We start from the raw sequence: 23,221 nt of genomic DNA on the forward strand, positions 1-23,221 counted from the left end.
AAAAATTTAATTATTTCTCTGAATTAAACATGATCAACTTCAGGAATACGCAAAACTTGTCCAGGATAAATTTTATCGGGAGATTTTAGCATTGGTTTATTGGCTTCAAAAATTAATGTGTTTTTATCACCTTGTCCTTTACCATAAACTTCTTCAGCAATTTTCCAAAGGTTATCACCAGATTTAACCTCATAAAAGCGAGAAACTTTTGTGGACACACTCTCTGCAATCTTCAATTGGTCGATATCAACGGAAGAGATGCCCTGCGAATTTCCCACAACCAAAAGCACTTTTTCAAGAGTTTCTCTATCTGGAACCTCCCCATTTAAAATAGCTTTGCCATTTTCAACCCGAATATTCACTTTTTCTGCTCTGAGTCGAAAATCATCAAATGCAGCCTTAAAATCTTTCTCTTCTGGCGCACGATCCCCAATACCAAGTTTTTCTCCAACCGTCTTAATAAAATGAAATAATCCCATTTTAGCCTCCTTTCGTGCAGTGGAAGCAATTTTTTGTGCATATGTCACCACACTTTATTTATCTTTGCTTGTAAATAAAACAGATAGGCATGTTTTCTAAACTTCAACAATCAAAACAAATTTGTACAATTATGGGACAAAAACAACAACAAGCTTTGATAAAAAATGCCCCTATAAAAATTTTCTCTCAAGCAAAGGGATCTTAACGCACACAAAAGCATTATAAAATTGCAAAGATAAAACAAGCTTTTACCGTAAAAATAAAAGGATTTTTACTCTGCTATAATTTGTACCATATTTGTTTTGCAAAAAAAATGTGAACTCCCATATAAATAGCGTGGGTTGTTTGCTATCATAGCAATAGAAAGGTCTAAGAAGCCATGAAAGATACACCAACAGTCACGCAAACGATTGTACTTGTTGATGATGACCGCAATATTTTGACATCTTTATCTTTTGCGCTTGAGACAGAAGGTTATCGAGTTGAAAGCTATACAGATGGAGCATCTGCACTCAAAGGTCTCACACTCCATCCTCCACATTTAGCTATTTTTGATATTAAAATGCCCCGAATGGATGGAATGGAACTTTTGCGTCGTTTGCGTCAAAAATCTGATATTCCTGTTATTTTTCTTACCTCTAAAGATGATGAAATTGATGAACTCTTTGGTCTCAAAATGGGCGCTGATGATTTTATTACCAAACCTTTCTCTCAACGTCTTCTCATTGAGCGCGTGAAAGCTATTTTACGTCGTTCTAATGCACGTAATCAACCGCTTACAACAGGTACTTCTCCTACCTCTTCTCTCAAACGCGGAGATCTTGTGATGGATCAAGAACGACACACCTGTACATGGAAAGATAAACCTGTTATCCTGACTGTTACGGAATTTTTGATTCTACAAACTTTAGCACAAAGACCAGGAGTTGTGAAAAGTCGTGATGCTTTGATGGATGCTGCCTATAGTGATCAAGTCTATGTAGATGACCGTACCATTGATAGTCACATTAAACGTCTGCGTAAAAAGTTTAAACAAGTGGATGATGATTTTGCAATGATTGAAACACTTTATGGTGTAGGCTATCGTTTCCACGAAGTATGAAACTGTTTTGTTGCAAAAACGTGAACGATAATCAAATCGATGACAAAAAATACTCAACTGGAACCCCTACAAAAAACGACATCAAGAGGTACCCCTTCAGCACCATTTTCTATGTTTGTCGATTTGCATTTTAGAATACAACGTCTCCTCAGACAATTGCTGTTTTCTAGTCTTACACGTCGTATTGTTATCTTAAATATTGCTGCTCTTGCCGTTCTGGTGACAGGCATTTTATACTTTAATCAATTTCGCGATGGTTTAATTGAAGCGACGATGAAAAGTCTATGCATCCAAGGAAAAATTATTGCTGGAGCCATTGCTGCTTCGGCAACGGTAGATCCAAATTCTATTCTCATTGATCCTCAAAAACTTCTAGAATTACACGCTGGAGAGAGCGTTACACCTGAGCCTCAATCAATTGACTCGTGGGACTTTCCTATTAATCCGGAACAAGTTGCCCCTCTCTTACGACGCCTTATTAAACCTAAAACAACAAGAGCACGTATCTATGATCGTGATGCTACTTTACTTCTTGATTCGCGCGTTCTTTATTCTAGTGGTGAAGTTTTTAGCTATGATTTACCTCCACTTAAAACGAAAAAAAATATGTGGGAACATCTCACTTCGTGGCTATCAAACATATTTTATGGCAATGGTATTGCTCTTAACAGAGAACAAATCAAAAAACGCAGTATTACCTATCCAGAAGTATATCGAGCATTAAACGGATCTGTTGCGACTGCCAAAAGACGCAACAGACAAGGTCAATTAATCGTTTCGGTCGCTGTTCCTGTTCAACGTTACCGTGCAGTGGTGGGGGCACTTCTTCTTTCAACGACCGGTTCAGATATTGATAACATTGTAAAGGGGGAAAGATTAGTGATTTTTAAAGTCTTTGTCGTTGTAAGTAGCGTTCTTTTGGTACTTTCTCTCTTTTTAGCTCATACAATTGCCCATCCTCTGAGCAAACTCTCTGCTTCTGCCAACCGTGTGCGCAATGGCAATAATAAGCGCGTAGAAATTCCTGATTTTTCAATGCGTGAAGATGAAATTGGTCATCTTTCAGCCTCTATTCGTGATATGACCAACGCTCTTTATATGCGTATTGAAGCCATTGAACGTTTTGCTGCTGACGTAAGTCATGAATTAAAAAATCCACTTACCTCACTACGAAGTGCTGTTGAAACGCTTCCACTGGCTAAAAATGAAGAAGCACAGGAAAAATTGTTAGAAATTATTCAACATGATGTGCGTCGTCTTGATCGTTTGATTACTGATATTTCTGATGCCTCGCGGCTAGATGCAGAGCTTGCTCGTGAAACCGCACAGATTGTTGATATGACATCACTTTTGGAAAGTCTTGTTCGTGCTGTCCAAGAAGTATACAGAAATACACAAACTCTTGATGTAAGCCTTAATATTGTCCCACGTCCTCATGGAAAAGCCTATCTTGTTTTGGGTCATGAACTCCGTTTGGGGCAAGTCATTTCCAATCTTATTGAAAACGCACGTTCCTTTATTCCCCATGATAATGGTAAAATTTGTATAACAATGAAAAGTCAGGACTCAACCCTCATTTTAACCATTGAAGATAATGGTCCCGGTATTCGCTCAGAGAATATTGAACGCATTTTTGAACGATTCTATACTGATCGACCAAATGAAGATGCTTTTGGTCAAAATTCAGGACTTGGTCTTTCTATTAGTCGGCAAATCATAGAAGCTCATAATGGGACAATTACAGCTGAAAATATTGTTGACCATGAATTTGGAAAGAGTAAAACTGGTGCACGTTTTATCATTATGCTTCCCTTCGCTAAATAAATCTTTTATCCAAAGCAAAAGGTATGAAAACAAAAAATGAATTACTGCACGCCAATTGTCTTCAGCTGGGAGGAAAGGGACTGCTCATTATAGGCCCATCGGGATCAGGAAAATCAACTCTTACTCTTTCTTTGCTCGACCGTGCCGAATGGTCAAAACGTGACGCAAAACTTATCAGTGATGATTATACAATTCTCCGTGTAGAAAATGAAAAACTTTATGGCTATACCCCAGAAGGTTTACAAGGTGGTATTGAGATTCGCGGTGTTGGCCTGTATGCAATAGAGTTTGAAAAACAAACAGTTATCGATTGTGTTATTCGTCTTGGTTCTGAATATGAACGCTTTTCCACAAATCAAACTTTTCAATTTGCAAATCTCCATATTCCTCTTTTAAAACTTCCTAGCCTTCACGAAGCCGATTGTACAGCCATTTGCCAAGCTATTGAAGCATTCTTTTTTAGAAAAATATGGCGTAAATCTGTCTAATTTTTTTCCAAAGATAAAAAACATTATTTTTGCCTTTTTTTTGCAAATTTTTCTTGGCAGCAGGATAAAGCCTTGTAAAATATCCTTTCCGCCAATATGGTCGGATTTTTAGTTAACAGGAGTTTGTGTAAATGATTGGACTCGTGCTTGTAACGCACGGCGAGCTGGCTGTTGAATTTCTACATGCCGTAGAACATGTTGTTGGAACGCAAGAGAAATTCGCAACAATATGCGTCTATCCTGATGATGACATAGATCAGCGCCGAGGTGATATTATAGCCGCAGTTTCCTCTACAGATGCAAACCATGGCGTTATTATATTAACAGATGTGTTCGGTGGAACACCTTCAAATATGGCTATTTCTGCTGTTGAAAAAGGACGCGTTGAGATGATTGCGGGTGTTAATTTACCTATGCTTATTAAACTCATTTCTATTCGGCAATGTCCTGATATTTCATTATCAGAAGCTTTAAAAATAGCACAAGAAGCAGGGCGTAAATATATTAATGTACCAGTATGATTTTATAGCGGATAATTAACACTGATGCTTTCCAAAAACCCTCTCCCATCTAAACTAAGTCGTCATTTTAATATTTGTAATAAACGTGGGTTGCATGCACGTGCTTCTGCCAAATTTGTCCAAACTGTTGACAATTTCAATGCCACTGTTGAAGTTGAAAAAGATGGAAAAATTGTTGGTGGTTCATCAATTATGGGACTTATGATGTTAGCAGCTTCATCTGGCTGCAACCTTACCATTCGTGTTTCAGGCCCAGAAGCAACTGATGCTCTTGATGCTCTTGAAAAACTCATCAATAATAAATTTGGCGAAGAAAATTAGAATTCTCACCAAAAAGACATATGATCATCCTTGGAATGAGGAAAAACTGCCTTCCATTTTATTATAGTGGGCTTTCTTGTTTTCCTTTTCAAAATCCTAAAGTTCATATCTGTTACAGCTTTATAATCGTCATAGACGTCAACACTTGTAGCAATCCTGTTGAATGTAATATTTGCGCTTGCTTTTTTCTCAGAACTCTTTGAATCATTTGAGTATTTTTGCATATTATGGATGTATCACTTAACATGTATAGTTAAATATTTATGGAGATGTGCTTTAGAAATCTATCAGTTTTCCACTCTTAGGCTTTATTTTTAGTGTTTATAATAAAAGTACAAACTATCCTTTACTGCACATATCTTTTTGATGAAACGCACAAAAATACGACTTTTGTTGGTATCATAACCATTTTCTTAAGATAAATAAGCGTTATGAATTTAAATGTTGTCAACATTTTTTAGCCATTCTTTTTTTACAGAATTGTCTTATCCTCAAGAGTGCATGCTTGCCTCTTGTTAGCTGCCATTGTACTTATGGTGACGTTTTTTAACTGTAAGGAGATACTACCCATGCAACGCCTGTTTAGTGCTCTCCAGATTCCTCAACAAACAACAGAAGCACTCATATCATTGCAAAATGGCTTGCCAAACGCGCAGTGGATTAATCCGCAAAACTTTCATATCACTTTGTCTTTTTTTGGCGAAGTTGAGAGCTCCGTAGAAGATGCACTTATTCGTGCCTTTGATACAATAAAGCTCCCTCCTTTTGTACTACAACCAAGGGGATTTAACGTTTTTGGTTCAGAAAAAGCTCCACATTCTCTTGTTGTTCGTATTGAGCCTTGTGAAACTCTCAGCCTTTTACATAAAAAAATGCAATGCATTCGCAGCAATTTGAACTTAACACCTGATGAAAAACAATTTATCCCACATATTACTCTGGCGCGATTGCTCGATATTAAACCTGAAAATCTTCCTTCTTATTTATCTCTTCGGAGTGATTTCTCTTTTCCGCCTTTTGAAGTTAATAATTTTGTTTTATTATCATCGCCATCTCCCTCAAGTGATGCCCCTTATATTGTAGAAAAAAGTTGGATACTGAGAGGGTAAAAGGGCGTTTTAACACCCTTTAGAGCCCTTTTTGATAAAATATTTCTGAATATGATGAACAACACATACGAGCACATTATGGTACCGAAAGTGTTACTGCTGATGTGTTTTATGCTGAATCAGATTCCACAGAAGCTTCTTTCGTTCCTCCTTTAGCTACACCCACTATAGCCGGACGTAGAACACGCTCACCAATAATATAACCGGCCTGAACAACTTGCTGAACAGTGTTGTCTGGAACATCAGAGTTAGGAATTTCAAACATCGCTTGGTGAAAATGAGGATCAAATTTTTGCCCCTCTGGGTGAATTTTCTGCACCCCATGACGTTCTAGCGCTGCCATCATTGCCCGCTCAGTCATTTCTACGCCCTCCGCTAATGTCTTTAAACCCGCATCATTCTCCTTTGCCCCTTCTGGAATAGCCTCCAAAGCACGATTGAGATTATCGGAAACAGATAACATATCACGTGCAAAACTAGCAATTGAATAAACCTTCGCATCCGCTATATCACGTGCAGTACGGCGTCGAAGGTTTTCCATATCTGCAGCAAGACGCAAAATTTGATCTTTCAGCTCTTTATTTTCACCCTGTAAAGCAGCCAATGGATCAGCTAACTCATTTTCTTCCTCTTCAACCTCTGCACGAGCCTCTGCTTCACGTGTTTTTAAAAACGTATCCGCTGCTTTTTTAAGCGCATCACGATCAGCTGGATTTTTTAAATCGCAATTTTCAGATGAAGCGTCAGTAAACTTGTTTTTTTCATCAGACATAAAAATTCCATTCCTTCATAAGATTTCTTATTCCCGATATCGAAATTTTACAGACAAAAATCAAGGGGTATTTATGCATCTTCAATATAATAAACATTTATAATACAAATATTGCCTCTAATCATTTAACGCAATAATTGCGATACAAGTTGAGCTGTATAATCGACCATAGGTACAATTCTTGCATAATTAAGCCGTGTAGGACCAATAACGCCTAAAGCGCCAATGACTCGTTGTTTTGAATCACGATAAGGTGCCACCACCAAAGAAGAACCAGAAAGCGAAAACAACTTATTTTCTGAACCAATAAAAATACGAACCCCTGAACCTTCATCCGTTAAATCGAGCAGTTGCGCCATACTTTCACGCGTTTCAAGGTCATCAAAAAGATGTCGTAACCGCTCTAAATCTTCTTCAGCCCTCACATCTTCAAGCAAATTGCTACGCCCGCGAACAATAAGGTGTATTTTATGGTCAGCATCTTCCCCTCCCCACAACGCTAACCCCGTTTCAACAAGATGATGAGACAAGTGATCGAGCGCAGCCCGTGTTTCTGAACATAAACGGGCAATTTCTTCTTTAGCTTCACTCAAAGTAAGCCCCTGAATATGAGCATTGAGAAAATTCGTTGCTTCTGTCAATTGTGCATGGGTAACTCCTTCTGGTAAATGAACAATACGATTTTCAACTTCACCTTGTTGAGTCACTAAAACAGCAAGAGCATGCTCCCCATCAAGACGCACAAATTCAATATGCTTCAATGTCCCTTCATATTTTGTTGCTAAAACGAGCCCTGCCCCACGTGAGAGATCTGAAAGAACACGGCTCGCTTGGACAAGAAAATGTTCAACGGATTGCGCATGACCAGCCTCCTTAACTTGCATTTCAATACTCTCACGCTCCTCGTTTGGCAAATCACCTGCTTCCATAAACGCATCAACAAAAAATCGTAATCCTGATTGTGTTGGCATTCGCCCTGCAGAAATATGAGGTGCATAAATCAAACCAAGATGTTCAAGATCACTCATCACATTACGAATCGTTGCAGGTGATAATGTCTGTCGCAAAAGCCGCGAAAGATTTCGTGATCCTACAGGCTCACCATCATTAAGATAGGCTTCCACAATATGGCGAAAAATATCACGCGACCGTTCATCAAGATATTTTAGTTCATCATCAATAGGTTTGTGTTTCATCACAATTTTTTCACTACTTTAAAAACACTTCTTTCTTATATAAGTTTTACTAAGTTTTGGTCAAATAGTCCAAAGTAGTGGAAAAGCATATTATATATTTTACCATAAAAAAATGCTATCATCAAAAAAAGCGACCTACTATATATCTTTTTAATTATTGTCCATTCAAAATACAAAAGATTTCTTTTGCATGAACTATCGATGATATACAAAAATCATATCGCGTAAAATGTGGAAAAACTCGCATATATGTGAGCGTTTAAGCTGATTTTTAGCGCAACGTACCCTCTTTATTTCTGGAGAAATTTATATGAGAAGTATCAAATCCAAGAAACTTGTCATCGCGACACATAACGCTGGAAAATTGCATGAAATTACCACTTTGGTTGCTCCCTTCGGTTTTACAATACAATCAGCAAAAGAACTCGGATTGCCGGAACCAAAAGAAACAGGAACCACATTTGAAGAAAATGCCTACATCAAAGCCTTTGCCGCAGCAAAAAATACAGATATTCCTGCTCTCTCTGATGATTCTGGCCTAGAAATAGATGCATTAGGCGGTGCACCGGGCGTTTATACAGCTGATTGGGCGATTCAAGCCGATGGTACACGTAATTTTTCAAAAGCTATGAAAAAAATAGAAAATGAACTCCAAAAAGTTGGGGCGCAAAAAAAAATCCAACGAAAATGCCGTTTTATATCGGTTATTTGCATCGCATGGCCTGATGCTCATGCTGATTACTTCCGTGGATGCGTTGAAGGCACATTCATTTGGCCACCACGAGGAGATAAAGGTTTTGGTTTTGATCCCATTTTTTTACCAGATGGATATGAAAATACCTTTGGAGAAATGTCAACAGAGCAAAAACATGACTGGAAACTCAATGATAAAACACCTCTCTCGCATCGCGCACGTGCTTTTAAACTTTTGGCCGAAAACCTTTTGACACTCTCATGAATGAACCTTTTGGCATTTACATTCATTGGCCCTTTTGTGCAACAAAATGTCCCTATTGTGATTTCAATTCACATGTGCGCGTTCATGGTGTTGATCAACCACGTTTTGTCGCTGCCTTTGAACGCGAAATAGAAACGCAGTACCATAAAATAGGTCCACGTCGCATTACGAGTATTTTTATTGGCGGGGGAACACCTTCTCTTATGACGCCTCAGACTGTCGATACCTTGTTGCAAGCACTTGCAAAAAAATGGACTGTTGATGATAAAGTTGAAATTACATTAGAAGCTAATCCATCAAGTGTAGAAGCAGAACGTTTTCGTGGATATCGTGCAGCAGGCGTTAACCGCTTGTCCTTAGGTGTACAAGCACTCAATGACAAAGCATTGCGAAAACTTGGTCGTCTTCATAATGTGGAACAGGCTCTTTCCGCGATTGCTTTGGCACGGGAAATCTTTCCACGTTTATCCTTTGATCTCATTTATGCCCGCCCTGAACAAACGTTAGAACAATGGAAATCTGAACTGTTTCAAGCACTTGATTTAGCAGCAGATCATCTTTCTCTCTACCAACTCACTATCGAGGATGGGACCGCCTATAAACGGCTTCATGCCGCAGGAAGACTAATCCTTCCCGCTTCAGAACTCGCAGCCGACTTGTATCATCTCACCCAAGAAATAACAGCACAGCACGGACTTCTAGCCTATGAGATCTCAAATCATGCAATCCCCGGCGCTGAATCGGCGCACAATCTTCTTTATTGGCGTTATCATGAATATGCAGGCTTTGGCCCAGGAGCCCATGGTCGCTTTTTTATACACCTACCAAATAATTTTTCTGCTTCTTCAAAAGCTCCTTACTCTCAAATTGAAAACCGTGAACGTTATGTTACAATAAATGAAAAATATCCTGAACATTGGCTTAAATTAGTAGAAACGACAGGACATGGCTGTATTGAGACAGAAAAATTGACCTCATTACAACAAGCAAATGAAATGCTTCTCATGGGCTTACGCCTTTCAGAAGGTTTAGATCTTCCGCGTTATGAAACCTTAAACCCCAAAAGTTTACCAATGGAAAAGCTTATTGATTTACAACAACAAGGACTCATAGAAATGCTAGGAAATCAGCGTTTAAAGGCGACAAGCAAAGGACGTATTCTTCTTGACCACGTCATCAGCCAATTAGCAATCTAGAACCTCATGATTTTAACTCGTAACCCTGTCACTTATGACATAACATTTACTGTTTTCAATTTAAGAAGCAGGTGCTTAAAAATAAGCTTTTCTCTATGCAAAAAAATCAACAATGAAACGTTCGTAAATAGAAGTGAGGGTTTCCAATGCATCAAGAGTTACACACTCATCCGTCATATGCATCGTTTGCCCTGGTAAACCAAATTCAACCACTGGACAATAATCCTTAATAAATCGCGCATCCGAAGTTCCCCCAGAAGTAGAACATTCTGGTATATTCCCTGTTATGCTTTCAATAGCATTTGATAAAGTTGCAATGAGTTTGTCATTTTTGGTTAAAAAAACATCTCCCAAACTTGGAATCCATTCAAGCTGATAATAAGGATATTGATTACTATTATTTTTTGATTGTACTAAAGCAAGACGCTTTTCAATTTCTGTCATAAGCGTTTCTTTTATCCAAAGATCATTATAGCGTATATTAAAACGCACTATTGTTTGCGCTGGAATAACATTCACTGCACAATTACCCGTATCAATGGATGTCAATTCCAAATGACTTGGTTGAAAATTTTCTGTTCCTTGATCTAAAGCCGTTTGTGTCAACGCTTGAATAAGTTTACTTACTAAAGGTAATGGATTGGCTGCTCGCTCAGGAAAAGCGACATGACCTTGGCGCCCTTTAACTGTAATGATACCAGAAATTGATCCTCGACGACCAATCTTTATCATATCCCCAACAACCTTCACGCTTGTTGGTTCTCCTACAAGAGCCGCAGTCCATTTTTCTCCTTTTTGTTCTGCCCATTTGAGAAGTTTAACTGTACCGTTAAGTGCAGGGCCTTCTTCATCACCAGTAATTAGAAAGCTTACTGTTCCTTTAATGTATTGTTTCTCAAGGACTCGCGCCAACGCTGCAATAAAACAAGCAATCCCGCCCTTCATATCAACAGCGCCTCGTCCGTATAATTTTCTTTGATTTACGACAGCTTCAAAAGGAGGGTACGTCCAATCTTCCAACGCACCTGGTGGCACAACATCAGTATGACCCGCAAACATAAGATGCGGTCCACCCTCCCCCATCTTTGCATAAAAATTTTCAACATCTTCTGTATTTTTATCCGTAAAAACAGGGCGTTCAACACAAAACCCCATCTTCTTTAAAAATTGCTCCAAAGTTGATAAAGCACCTGCTTCATGCGGTGTAACAGAAGGGCAACGAATAAGCGCCTGTAAGAGCTGAAGTGGATTTGTAAGAACAGGCATAAATGCTTTTCCAATCTGAACTCAAGAATGATGAAAGATTATTAAGCTGAATTACAAAAAAGATAAAGCAAAAACATTGAAGACACTCAACAAGCCAAGTAGGGGAAGACAATCTTGCTGAGGCTTCAATGCGTTGCTCATCATGTGATGAAACACAATACATAATGGAAAGTGAAATAAGAAGTTCCATTGAATATTATCTTTTTCAAGTTTTTTTTCATATTTCCAACTTATCCAACTCATAGGAATGAAAATTGATCGCTTGCAACATATGACCATTTTCTTTCAACCAAGCGCGACGAGTTTTACTCCCTGGGCAAAGTTTTTCACAAAGAGCCCAAAATTTTGGTCCATGATTCATTTCAATAAGATGGGCCACCTCATGTGCAACGACATATTCAACAATTTCTTTTGGCGCCATAATAAGACGCCAAGAAAAAGAAAGGCGTCTGTCTATCGAACAAGATCCCCAACGGCTCTTGGTATCTTTATAGCAAACTGATTTCACTTTACGCTCTACTTTCTCTGCATAACATGCAACCAAGGGTGTTATAACAAGCGCAGCCTGTTTTTTTAAAACATCCGCAACACGCCTTGGCAAATATTCTAATTGACCATAAACGATAATTTGAGGTTCTTGTCCCACATCCCCTGCAATAATTTCCGTCACCCCACGTCCTTCTTTATGCCTTATAGTATGTGCAACACCTAATAAAGGAATCGTAGTCCCCTCTTTGAGATAAGAATTTTTTTGAGAAACGCACACACGCGTAAGACGCGCTTCAATCCAAGAGCGGTGTTTTTCAATAAAAGCTTGAACCGAACAAAGGCTTATCGCTGGCGGTGTTATGACACAAATCCCCTGCCCATTCGCATCAACACGTAATGTGAGACGACGCGCATGTTTATGCGTACGGACTTTTAGAGGGACAACACGATCAGAAAAAATAAAATGCTGTTCATAAATGATCATACATTATGTCTTTATTATCAATGAATATGAATCTTACTCCGCATTAATTTGTTCAATCAATGATTTCAATACCCTTTCGAGATAATCCAAATCTTGCGGACGCGAAAAACGATGATCTGCATCACGTACGAGTGTCAATGTCACATCATGTAAAGGCAAATGATTCAGTAAAGTCATTGTATGCTGATAGGGTATCTCCACATCTTCCATCCCTTGTAGAATATGAATAGGACATCCAACATCTATGCATCCCTTCATAACGCAGTTGTCTCTGCCATCTTCAATAAATACTTTTGTAAAGGGAACCGGCTCAGTATAACTAATCGCAGATCGTTCAATATTCTCTGTTTCTTCTAAAATTTTCCACCCCTTTCGACCCTGCCCTGATTCTATCAATGTTTGTGTAAAATCAGGAGCTGGTGCAATCAAAACCATGCCAGCAAGCTTCTTGTTTTTTTGTGCTAGTATCATAGCAAGCTTTAAAGCAATCCATCCCCCCATAGAGGTGCCAATCAAAATTTGTGGTCCCTTACAATAAGCTTCAAAAACCGCTAAACTTTCCTGAATCCAGCGTGACATCGTTCCTTGAAAAAAATCACCGCCTGATTCTCCATGCCCAGAATAATCAAAACGTAAGCAAGACAAATCATTCTTCTGAGCAAAACTATCAACCAACAGTGCCTTATCCCCTAACATATCGGATAGATAGCCATGAAGCCAAACTAAACCTGGAGAACGACTGCCTTCACGATAACGTACTGCGAGAGCAGTATCTTCAAATGAAAAAAATTGACACGAAATATTTTGATCCATTATTCTTGTCCTCTACAAAACAGTTTACTCATAAAAGAAAAATTTCTCTTCTCAAAATTAAACCTTAAAGTCATCATCAAATAATGAAAAAAGCACGAATTCTAGTTGTTTTTCTGTATATAATTGTATATTAATTCTATGCTGTAGATGAATCAAAATTAAAGGAGCATAAACCATTCGCAGACCATTTAAAATGACAACTACCCAGAAAGATGGGCCACGTTCAAATCAGGATATCCGAGTTCCTCGTGTTCAGCTTATCAATGATGAGGGACAGCATCAGGGAGTCGTTGCAATACAAGAGGCGCTTGCTATGGCTGCAGATGCGGGGCTTGATTTGGTTGAAATTGTACCAAATGCCGAGCCACCAGTATGTAAAATTATTGATTTGGGAAAATTAAAATACCAAACTCAGAAAAAAGCTGCTGAAACGCGTAAAAAGCAAAAGGTCATCGAAATCAAAGAGATTAAGATGCGTCCAAATGTTGATGTCCATGATTATGGTGTCAAGCTTAAAGCTATTCATCGATTTATTGGTAATGGCGATAAAGTAAAGATTACTTTGCGTTTTCGTGGTCGTGAAATGGCACACCAAGATCTTGGATTGAAACTTCTTCAGCGTGTTAAAGAAGATACAAGTGAAATTGCCAAAATCGAATCTGAACCAAAACTCGAAGGCCGCCAAATGATGATGGTCATAGCAGCTAAATGATTTCTCATTGAGATGATGTACGGAATGCAACTCATCTAGAGTTAAATGTGTGAATATGGTTTAAAAGCACCATGACACTTCCTGTGGTGCTTTTAAATAGGTAGTGTGTGTATATTAATCCCTTTTTTAAGTGACTATTCTTTTTATCAAAAAGACTAACTGTCTTTTAATAATGCTTCAATCTTGCATAAAACAACGATAGAATATAGAAGCACTTTATGGTCAAAAAACAAATTTCCGCTTTTGATAAACATCTTATCATTCGTCTTTTGCAAGAAAATTTTCATAAACATGCACGTTGGTACAGTGCAGCTGTTTTTGCAATGATCATTATTTCTTGCACAACTGCAGCGAGTGCGTGGATTATGCGTGATGTTGTCAACTCTATTGTTGAGGCGCAGAATTTTGGTATGATTGTTTTAATTTCTAGCATTATTGCTTTTATTTTTATTCTCAAAGGGATTGCAACTTTTACCCAAACTTACTTTTTAAGCAAAGCAGGTAACAGTATTGTTGCTGAACAACAACGCAAAATTTATGCACGCCTTATGGAACAAGGTGTTTCTTTTTATCACAACAACACTTCTTCTGATCTCCTTGTTCGCGTAACCCATAACGCTACAGCAGTGCGTAATATTATTGATACAATTATCACAACTTTTGTGCGTGATTTGCTCTCTGTTAGCGGCTTATTGCTGGTCATGTTTATTCAAAATTTTACGTTAATCACTATCACTTTAATAGTAGGACCACTGGCTTTTTTAGGGGTAAGAATGGCTTTAAAACGTGTTCGCAGTCTTGTGGAAAAAGAACTCCTTTCACTTGGTGAAATTATCAAAATTGTGCAAGAAAGTTCCATTGGTATTCGAGTTATCAAAGCTTTTTCATTAGAAGAACTCATGAAAAAACGGATGAATAAAGCCATTCGTGATGTTGAAAAACAAGCAAATACTATTGCAACACTTCAAGCCATTACAAATCCGATTATGGAAACGCTTGCTGGAGTTTCCATTGCAGGTATTATCTGCTTTTCTGGCTACCTTGCAACCCAACGTGCTGGTGTTCAAGGTGAATTCATGTCCTTCATTGTTGCTTTGCTTCTAGCTTATGAACCCGCAAAAAGACTAGCAAATGTGCGTGTCAAAATTGAATCTGGTTTGGTTAATATCCGCACCATGTATGAAATACTTGACCATCCCATTACGCTCATAGAACACGAAAAAGCCAAAGATCTAGATAAAACACAAGGAATTATCCGCTTTGAAGATGTTTCTTTTTCATATGCGGATAATCAAATGGTATTGAAAAACATCAATCTGGAAATAGAACCCAGAAAAATGACCGCATTGGTAGGTCCTTCAGGATCAGGAAAATCAACCCTTATTAACCTGATTATGCGCCTTTATGATCCAACAAAGGGACGAATATTGATTAATGATCAAGACATCAAATATACTACTTTCCGCTCTCTTCGAAACTTAATAGCCTATGTAGGTCAGGATACTTTTCTCTTTCAGGGAACCATTAAATATAATATTGGTCTTGGAAAAGAAGGAGCGAGTGATGATGATATTATCAAAGCAGCGAAAACAGCCAATGCGCATGACTTTATTATGAATCTACCAAATGGCTATGATACAAAGATAGGTGATAATGGCTTTAATCTTTCAGGGGGACAAAAACAACGACTCGCTATCGCCAGAGCAATGCTTCATGATAGTGAAATCCTGATTTTTGATGAAGCAACAAGCGCTTTAGATTCACACACTGAAGCACAAATTAATGAAGCCCTTCATCATCTTACCAAGGGACGTACAACAATCATTATCGCTCATCGCCTTTCAACGATTGCTCGCGCTCACAAAATTGTTGTCATAAAAAATGGAAACTTGATTGAACAAGGTACCCAAAAAGAACTAATGGAAAAAGAAAATAGTTTTTATAAAAAACTTCATAATATCCAATTCAAAAAGCAAATATCCTAAATCCTGTGTATCTAAGTAAAATTTTATAGAGGATTACATTTCTTTACAAAAAACAGAAATATTTCTATGGAGAAGGATTGCGTTAAGAGTAGAAATTGATAGAAAATTTAAAACTTCTTGAGAAAAATTTCTATAATTTGCATGAGAATAAATTTTACTTGCTGTTTTTTAAAGAAGTTTACCTCATTTTAAAAATCGAATCCTGATAATGAAAGCTTCCTCATCTTCAAGATAAGGAGCGTAGTATCTATAAATGTGGCATGTGAAAAGGAAAAGCCTTAAACTTTAAAGAACTTACCAAGAAATATGAAGCTGTGGTAATCTATACCGCTTTTATCTATACTCATCTTTGTACTGTCTATTATAGATTGTGCTGCATATATAGATAGCACTGTGAGATGGAATTGAAACAATTAGAGAGACTAAAAGAAATATACCGAACGAGCAATATAATGATATACTGCTTTTTTGAAGAATATGCACCCATTAAAGGGCATGATAAACAGAACCTAAAATGAGAACTTTAGTGCTTCAATCCTTAATAGTCTTTTTCGTAAAATATACCAACACTAGAATTCTTTTCATTCCCTATGGCACCTTTAGCTTTGAGATGTCGTGAAATATCCAAATTAATTGTTCCTTTTGTCATACCATCCGATCCTGCTTCAAAGCCTAAATAAACATTATTGTGTATATAGCGCCCAACGCGTAAACCCGTATTACCCTTTTCATCAACGATAACATCAAGATCATCAAGACCAATTTTAGCCCGTAGCGCGTTTAATAAGGATGTATTAGAAGCACCGACAAGGTCTGCTGCTGCTGCGGCAAGCTGTGCAATCTGAAATGGTGATAATTCACTAAGAGAGCGGTTAAAAATCAAACGCGCCAGAACCTCATCTTGTGGCAAATTAGGTTGCGAAGAAAAATGCACATCCAGATTATCAATCGTTCCACTTACAGTAACAGTGACACGAATATCACCAATATTATTGTTGGTCACAAAATAAACAGTAGGATCAAGGTTACCACTAAAGCTCGCTTGTCCTTGATCAAAACTGAGACGCCGTGAAAGAATATCAAAACGTCCGCGAATCATCTGAAATTCACCAACCGGATGCACATCGTGTAATGGCCCAGTCAAGTTAATGCGTCCTCCCAATTCAGTGTCTAACCCTCGCCCTCGTACAAAAAATTGATTACGTGCAGTAATACGCATATTTAGCACAGTAGATGAAGATTTTTGAGAAACATCATGGTCTTGACTAGAGCTCTTAACATCAGCACGTTCAAGTGTTTTTTGAATCGATTTGGTTAAATTCTTATTTTTAACATCTAGAAATTTAGCATTTCGAAAATGATCAGAAACAACGATTTCTGCTTTTTCAACTGTAATATCACCACCAATAACAAGGTCGCTCAAAAAATAACCCCTCATTGTCATTTTGCCTGATAATGTTGCAAAAATCATGGAACCATCATTATAATTGGCACGATTGAGATTAAATACTAAATCTGCTTGCAAATCATTAGAAATACGACCCGAAGCGGAAAGAGACCCCCCTCCAGACGAAGAAGCAAAAGCTTTTTCTATAAGGATATGGTCACCATTTAATTTGCCTTCAAGCGTTATATCGTTCAACCCTACATTTGTTTGTGAATCAAAAAAGCTACCATTGGCTATAGAAAAATGCCCTGTCAGCTGTGGTTGTGATAGTCTCCCCTGTAGAGCTGTATCAATTCTTGCTGTACCCGTTACATGTGCACCACGCTTAGCTAACAACAAATCAATAAGGCTAAGAGGCATTGTTCCTTTAACATTCAATTTGGCATCTGAACCACTTAAAGACACAGGTCCGTTTATAGAAAGATCTAATCCTTTATCTCCTGTTGCTATTATATTCTCAATATGAAAAATCGATTTTTTATAAGAACCATGGGCATTCATATTGATCGATAGAGATCCTTTATGCGTCATAGCAGTCAGGCTTTGACTAGAAAGCTCAAAATAAGCAGATGGATCCTCCATTGTTCCACCAACATCGACCTTGCCTACAATTTTTCCTTCAAGCGCTTGTCCTTCAGTAAAACTATTCATCAAACGCGCAGGAAAATCACGTAAGTTAATATGGAGATCAAGTTTGTTTTTATCTAAAGACATACTCCCCTGTGCTTGTGCTTGTACTCCTTCTCCTATTAAATTTGCATTCAAAGTCAGGTTTTGGTCTACTGTTTTACCCGTAGCAGAGAGCACAAAAGGCATGATTTTTTTATCTCGAAGCGCAATGGTTGTTAGATCTTCACCTTTTATCTCATAGGTTACATCAGGTTTTTTGAAATGACCTCGAATCATCACTTGCCCTGTTAGAGTACCTGCTGCTCCAAGATCGGATTTCCATAAATTAACTAAAGAAACAGGAAGAGCATTCATCGTAAGATGCAGATTCAAGGTATCTTGAACATTTCCCGAAAGCAGAACCGCCCCACCATTAATGGCAATTTTCAATTCATTTACTGTCATGCCATCTTTATCAAAAACAATTGTAGCGGGTTTAGACAATTTCGCGTTAAGATTTGGTTGTTTAACATCTATCGTTTCAATCTGTACTTCTCGTTTTATACCTACTGGAAGTCCTACCATCACCAAATGTCCAGAAAGCTTTGCGTTGGTATTATTAGGCAACACGGTTTGAACAGTAAAAACTGTTTGCTCATTCTTCCTATTGGCCTGAGCACTTAAACGATTAACCATTATCAAAGGCGTTTGGATATGCTCCGCATGGATAAAACCCTCAAACTGTGCCATGCCAAAAGGGTCAAAGATATCTGCTTTGACTTCCAACTTTTTAATTTTATTCTTTGCAAAGCTTAAATGGTCAACATGCGCTTTGAAATTGGCTTTCTGTTTGCCATTTTGTTTATCAAAAACAAAGTCCCCTTTTATTTTTCCGCTACTTTCCTGCAAAAATAACGCAGCAAGATCTGAAATATCATCAGCGTCAATATGTAATGCTCCCTTCACAAAATCTCCTATTTGAGAAAGGTCACCTGTTATTTTTGCGTTTCCTCCTCTTATATTGATATTTTCAAGTTTTCGAATCCGATGAGAATCCTTAAAAGAAGCAGATAAAGATAACGGCTTCTTAGCAAAAGTTCCTTCCCCCTTTACAGAACCCGTTAAAAAAGGTACCGGCAATGTATTATCCATCAGTGTTTGCATCGTAAGTGTTGTATTTTGGAGTTTTTTCCCCATTAAAAATGCTTCAGCAATCTGGGCGTGTGTGTTAAATTTTATAAGACTATTGCGTCCTCTAGCAGTACTGCGAATTGTGAGGGCACCTTTCATCCTTGAATCCAATTTAGAAAGATCAGATAGTCTAGCATATAAATCCATCTTAGCACTCTCACTTGAAAAATGACCATCTGCTTTTATGTTTGCGTATTGACTTTTCAAATCTAAACGACGAAAAATTAACCCTGTCCTGTTGCGAGCAACACCACCTGAAAGAGTAAAATTTCCCTTGAATAAATGATTGAAAGGCTCCACACCTATTTCCATGTTGTCAGTCATTCCTGATAGTTCGAGATCAAAAATGCCATCTATTAAACCAATAATTCCTTTGGCTTTAATATCTGCGCCACCAGAAAATGATTGTGCACTCAACAGATTAAAAGGAGCGAGTGCTTGGGCTTTTAAACCAAGATCACCTTTAAAAACAAAACGATCTATTTTCCCTTTTAACCAAGCAGAAAAACCCTGACTCGTAATACTAAAATCATGAACAAAAACTGGTTTTTTAGAAACAATATCTGTATCTAGATGCACATTAACTGTTTGGTCTAGACCCTCTATCAGCGTACCTTTACTGTCTTCAACTCCTCGAAGAGTTCCCTTAACCTGAATACCAACATGACGAGAAGTTGCATCATCAAGATTTTCGCTTACTCCTCCCATAACAAAAATTGCATCGCGAATATGAATATTTTTATTGCGCAAATGATGGAGCACAAGCCGTCCATTCCATGATTGTTGCCCTTCGCGGCCATAATCAATATTTAAAGCAAGATTATCCGCACGCACTGGTGCTTCTGATGCTAGTAAATGCGATGCCTCATTTTCCTTATCCAGAGTCATTTTGCCATCAACAAAAAGCCGACGTAAAAATCCATCGGCCGCTATTTCAGCATTGGCCACAACATTTATCGCTTTACCTTCAATCACCATATGATCAAGATGTGTAACGCCTTTTTCTGTCATTCTTGCCTCTGCTTTCAGCGTGACATCAGATGCAAAGAGGCTATGATATTGAGGAGGCATTAAAGAACCAAGTGTGCCCACGAGTTTAGTAGAAAGGCTGTGTCCTTCTGCAACACTTGCGAGAACAACATCACCATCTAAAATAGGATGGTGATCAACTTCTAAAGAAAGTTTGATAGCCAAATCATCAAAAGTACCGTCACCTTTAAGCGCAAACTTTAATGCAGGACGCTTTTCAATGTTAAAGATATTTGCCAGAATACCATTTTGTGGTTCATCTCCAAGAATATCAATTTTCGCTGTACGGTCGTTATCGTATATCTTCGTTAGAACAGAAAAAGATCCTAATGCATCTAAACGATGAGCCGCTAACTCAGAATCAAAAACACCGTTAGCCAAAGTGAGGTTCCCTTTTAAGGATACATCAGCAGAAAAACCTAAAAGGTCCTGTTCAAACATCACATGTTTAGCCGTAAGTGTATCAATAGAGAGAGCAAGTGGAAATTTTGGTAAAGAAAACCGCCCCGCTTCAAGAGAAGATATGAAAGAAGAATTGCTTTGTGGTTTGCGTAAAATTGTAATCTTTTCCAAAGAAAGCTGGTTAATATCCATGCGCCCTCTTAGCAATGATAAGCGATTCCAATTCATTTGAGCATTGGTAATTTTAAGCCACACACCTTTCTTATCACTCACAGTAATAGTATCGATTGATGTTTGAGAAGATAGTGCCCCGCGCACATTATGTAGCCGAACTTGGCGATTAGGCGCTGAAAGTCTACGTTCAATTAAAGAAATAAACCATGAACGATCATCCACTATCGCTTTTCTAGAGAGCAAATTGCTTTTTTGCATAAAAACAAAAACGCTTGTTACAAAAAGTAAAAAGCCAAATAAGAAAACCAATAAACGTACATTTTTTTTCATTAAAATGCTTGCCCTATACCCACATAAAAACCAATACGAGGATCACCTTTTTCCCGCTTAAGAGGAAAGGCTAAATCAACACGCAAAGGCCCTAGACCTGTCATATAGCGACCTCCAATACCAGCTCCCCATTTAATGTTTTGAGAAAAATCAAAATGCACCTTCTCCCCTACGAGACCTCCATCAAGAAAACTAACAAGCCCTATCTTATCATTTAAAGAAAAACGTAATTCTGCCGTACCCTCCACAAGTGCCCGCCCACCAAAAACAGCATCATTGTCTGTTTTAACACCAATATTACGATAGGCATAACCGCGAACAGATCCACCACCACCAGCAAAAAAGAGCGTATCCGAAGGAACTTGTGCTGTATTGCTTCCAAGAATTGTACCAAGCTTTGCCCGCGCAGCAAAAACAAAACGCTCCTTCTCATCCAGCGTCCAATAAGAACGGCCTTCTACAGTCATTTTTGCTACGAAATTATGAGAACGCATTTCATAAAAAGGCTCAAAAAACACTTCACCATATAAACCTTTAGTTGCGTTGAACTTATTATTCCGACTGTCGTAAATGACACTACTTGGTAACCCAACTGTTGTAAAATTACGGCTTCCAAAATAGATATCACGTGAATAACCATTGGAAACTTCTACAGCAACTTGACCCGATAGATGACCATTAAAGATATGCGTTATACCTAGCTTTCCTTTGATGGCTTTTGTCATGTAATTATCTAGGACATCTTGCTGAATTTTCAGTTCTGACCTAAAATCTGTATCAGGAGTAAATATACCAGGTTTTATAAATGTACCACCAAGAAGATAATCAAAATTTTTCAGATTATAAGATTCCTCTTTATTGCTCCCAATACCACTTACTTTCGTCTCAATTTTAAGGTGTTCCGCATGGCCAAAAAGATTGTTATGCATCCAATAAGCTTCAAAACCAGCACCATCTAATGTTGAATAACTACCACCTGCTCCAAAACGACGGGGTTTGCGTTCTTCCAAAACAAGCGTAAGCGGTAAACTTCCATCAGGATTAATTGTATCAGCCTCACGTATATTCACAGCACGAAAAACATTAAGGCGTGCCAGTCTTTCATTCGCTTTAGCTAACGCATCAGAATCATATTTTTGGCCTACCTTCCAGCCTGTCATCCATGCAATATAGGCTGAATCTATACGCGGCTTCTTACTCACATTACGCACTCTTAAAGGACCATAATAAGCTTCTCGTCCAGGATTAACGGAAATTCGCGCATCAATAAGGTGCGCAGCATGATCAGCAACGACTTCACTCTTAACAATTTTAGCTTTAGCATAACCTTGTCGACGCCATCCTTCAATCACCCATCTTTCTGCTTTTAAAATACTTTCGGATTTAGCAACTGTCCCAACCTTATACCCCAATTCTTCAATTGTAGGCATTCTATTGACTTTATATTTTACGGATGGAGCAATTTTATCAATGTTTGCAACGCCAAAAATATATTGTGGGCCGGAATCAATTGTAATAACAATGTCCGATTGTGCTGGGAGTTGTGTCATCGGACTCAAATCTGCAGCTTCTAAGCCATTAATCTTAATACTAATAACACCACCATAACGTCCATCAGCATAGAGAGCAGAAAGAATTGCCCGATAATCTGAACGAGCTTTCGCTAATAAACCAGAAGAACTAGATGCTTTCCCTTGATCAGCAATAAGAGAAGATACAGCCTTCACAATTTTAACACCTTCTTTTGGTGCACTCGGTGGGGAAATAACGTTAACTTTATAAAATTTTTCTGTACCACTATAGGAGGAGGAATTTGCTTTCTTTTGACCAAAAAGAGGAATGCCAAAAAGCTCAAATGCTGCAAGTGGCTGCGGAAAAGCACAGATGAAGCATAAACTTATCAACACACTGCGCATGGTTCCTGATTTTAACAAAACTCCCGTTTGGTATACCATCAAATCAGATACCTTCAATAGACTTCATATCACTTTAGTACTATAAATAACGTAGAACAAGAAAGATAAATATATCTACTGTTTATATTTCACATATTTGATTATATTTCACATATTTGATTACATCAAATAATGCTCTTTTCTTGCAATACATAATATCCCCTCCCTTAATATTCCATGAACTTCGACATTGCTGTGCAATATAAACAGCCTTATTTCCTTTCCCTACCATATTCATTTAGCTCATTATAAATGTTTTATTTCACTGCATGCAATCATGGTTAAATTTGTGCAAATTATTCTTCATCATTACACTAAAAAAGCTTGCAGAAATATATAGATCTCTTCACTCCAAAAACCATAGAGAC

The 23,221-nt window shown here is 38.0% G+C and carries 18 protein-coding genes; 10 read left to right on the plus strand and 8 right to left on the minus strand.

Features of this window, described 5'->3' with window-relative positions; genetic code table 11:
- Nucleotides 1-23: 23 nt before the first annotated feature.
- Nucleotides 24-479 carry a peptidoglycan-binding protein LysM gene (gene lysM / locus NPX99_RS00425; protein ID WP_269029795.1) on the minus strand — a complete coding sequence of 152 codons (456 nt, stop codon included), beginning with the start codon at nucleotides 477-479 and terminating at the stop codon, nucleotides 24-26.
- A 380-nt stretch (nucleotides 480-859) separates the two neighbouring features.
- Between lysM and NPX99_RS00430 the strand changes: the two genes are divergently transcribed.
- The 6 genes from NPX99_RS00430 to thpR all read left to right on the plus strand — a co-directional run bounded on the left by NPX99_RS00430 (nucleotide 860) and on the right by thpR (nucleotide 5,845).
- Entirely contained in the window at nucleotides 860-1,582 is a 723-nt protein-coding gene (locus NPX99_RS00430; RefSeq protein WP_015398691.1) for a response regulator transcription factor, read from the plus strand.
- A 39-nt stretch (nucleotides 1,583-1,621) separates the two neighbouring features.
- The gene (locus NPX99_RS00435; RefSeq protein ID WP_269029796.1) at nucleotides 1,622-3,406 is read left to right on the plus strand and encodes a sensor histidine kinase; all 1,785 of its coding nucleotides are present in this window, start codon (nucleotides 1,622-1,624) and stop codon (nucleotides 3,404-3,406) included.
- A 23-nt stretch (nucleotides 3,407-3,429) separates the two neighbouring features.
- Nucleotides 3,430-3,894: an HPr kinase/phosphatase C-terminal domain-containing protein gene (locus NPX99_RS00440; RefSeq protein WP_269029797.1), complete on the plus strand. Its 465-nt coding sequence runs from the start codon at nucleotides 3,430-3,432 to the stop codon at nucleotides 3,892-3,894.
- 131 nt (nucleotides 3,895-4,025) lie between these two features.
- Nucleotides 4,026-4,415, plus strand: coding sequence for a PTS sugar transporter subunit IIA (locus NPX99_RS00445; protein ID WP_126602227.1), 390 nt, complete (start codon nucleotides 4,026-4,028; stop codon nucleotides 4,413-4,415).
- A gap of 24 nt (nucleotides 4,416-4,439) precedes the next feature.
- Nucleotides 4,440-4,736 carry an HPr family phosphocarrier protein gene (locus NPX99_RS00450; RefSeq protein WP_010704553.1) on the plus strand — a complete coding sequence of 99 codons (297 nt, stop codon included), beginning with the start codon at nucleotides 4,440-4,442 and terminating at the stop codon, nucleotides 4,734-4,736.
- A gap of 569 nt (nucleotides 4,737-5,305) precedes the next feature.
- Nucleotides 5,306-5,845, plus strand: coding sequence for an RNA 2',3'-cyclic phosphodiesterase (gene thpR, locus NPX99_RS00455; protein WP_269029798.1), 540 nt, complete (start codon nucleotides 5,306-5,308; stop codon nucleotides 5,843-5,845).
- A 109-nt stretch (nucleotides 5,846-5,954) separates the two neighbouring features.
- Here thpR and grpE read toward each other — a convergent pair whose 3' ends face one another.
- Together grpE and hrcA are read right to left on the minus strand one after the other, a co-directional pair.
- On the minus strand, nucleotides 5,955-6,617 hold the full coding sequence (gene grpE / locus NPX99_RS00460; RefSeq protein ID WP_269029799.1) for a nucleotide exchange factor GrpE: 663 nt from the start codon (nucleotides 6,615-6,617) through the stop codon (nucleotides 5,955-5,957).
- Nucleotides 6,618-6,742: 125 nt separating this feature from the next.
- On the minus strand, nucleotides 6,743-7,813 hold the full coding sequence (gene hrcA, locus NPX99_RS00465) for a heat-inducible transcriptional repressor HrcA (protein WP_269029800.1): 1,071 nt from the start codon (nucleotides 7,811-7,813) through the stop codon (nucleotides 6,743-6,745).
- A 310-nt stretch (nucleotides 7,814-8,123) separates the two neighbouring features.
- Here hrcA and rdgB point away from each other — a divergent pair, with 310 nt between their 5' ends.
- The gene (gene rdgB / locus NPX99_RS00470; protein ID WP_269029801.1) at nucleotides 8,124-8,771 is read left to right on the plus strand and encodes an RdgB/HAM1 family non-canonical purine NTP pyrophosphatase; all 648 of its coding nucleotides are present in this window, start codon (nucleotides 8,124-8,126) and stop codon (nucleotides 8,769-8,771) included.
- Nucleotides 8,768-9,967: a radical SAM family heme chaperone HemW gene (gene hemW / locus NPX99_RS00475; RefSeq protein ID WP_269029802.1), complete on the plus strand. Its 1,200-nt coding sequence runs from the start codon at nucleotides 8,768-8,770 to the stop codon at nucleotides 9,965-9,967. The genes rdgB and hemW overlap by 4 nt, the downstream gene beginning before the upstream one ends.
- A gap of 93 nt (nucleotides 9,968-10,060) precedes the next feature.
- Here hemW and dapE read toward each other — a convergent pair whose 3' ends face one another.
- From dapE to NPX99_RS00490, 3 genes are all read right to left on the minus strand, one after another.
- Complete coding sequence (dapE, locus tag NPX99_RS00480; protein WP_269029803.1) at nucleotides 10,061-11,233, minus strand: succinyl-diaminopimelate desuccinylase; 1,173 nt, start codon at nucleotides 11,231-11,233, stop codon at nucleotides 10,061-10,063.
- Between the two features lie 217 nt (nucleotides 11,234-11,450).
- Nucleotides 11,451-12,206 carry a M48 family metallopeptidase gene (locus tag NPX99_RS00485; protein ID WP_269029804.1) on the minus strand — a complete coding sequence of 252 codons (756 nt, stop codon included), beginning with the start codon at nucleotides 12,204-12,206 and terminating at the stop codon, nucleotides 11,451-11,453.
- Between the two features lie 33 nt (nucleotides 12,207-12,239).
- On the minus strand, nucleotides 12,240-13,019 hold the full coding sequence (locus NPX99_RS00490) for an alpha/beta hydrolase (RefSeq protein WP_269029805.1): 780 nt from the start codon (nucleotides 13,017-13,019) through the stop codon (nucleotides 12,240-12,242).
- Nucleotides 13,020-13,212: 193 nt separating this feature from the next.
- On the opposite strand from NPX99_RS00490, the gene infC reads away from it, so the two are divergent.
- Nucleotides 13,213-13,731 (plus strand): translation initiation factor IF-3, encoded by a 519-nt coding sequence (gene infC / locus NPX99_RS00495; RefSeq protein ID WP_269029806.1) that lies wholly within the window; start codon nucleotides 13,213-13,215, stop codon nucleotides 13,729-13,731.
- A gap of 218 nt (nucleotides 13,732-13,949) precedes the next feature.
- Nucleotides 13,950-15,716: an ABC transporter ATP-binding protein gene (locus NPX99_RS00500; protein ID WP_269029807.1), complete on the plus strand. Its 1,767-nt coding sequence runs from the start codon at nucleotides 13,950-13,952 to the stop codon at nucleotides 15,714-15,716.
- A 538-nt stretch (nucleotides 15,717-16,254) separates the two neighbouring features.
- Here NPX99_RS00500 and NPX99_RS00505 read toward each other — a convergent pair.
- On the minus strand, nucleotides 16,255-20,898 hold the full coding sequence (locus NPX99_RS00505; protein WP_269029808.1) for a translocation/assembly module TamB domain-containing protein: 4,644 nt from the start codon (nucleotides 20,896-20,898) through the stop codon (nucleotides 16,255-16,257).
- Nucleotides 20,898-22,853 (minus strand): autotransporter assembly complex protein TamA, encoded by a 1,956-nt coding sequence (locus tag NPX99_RS00510; RefSeq protein ID WP_269029809.1) that lies wholly within the window; start codon nucleotides 22,851-22,853, stop codon nucleotides 20,898-20,900. Before NPX99_RS00510 ends, NPX99_RS00505 begins: the two co-directional genes overlap by 1 nt.
- Nucleotides 22,854-23,221: the final 368 nt, after the last annotated feature.

The organism is Bartonella sp. 220B, assembly GCF_026930205.1.
Classification (GTDB): Bacteria; Pseudomonadota; Alphaproteobacteria; order Rhizobiales; family Rhizobiaceae; genus Bartonella.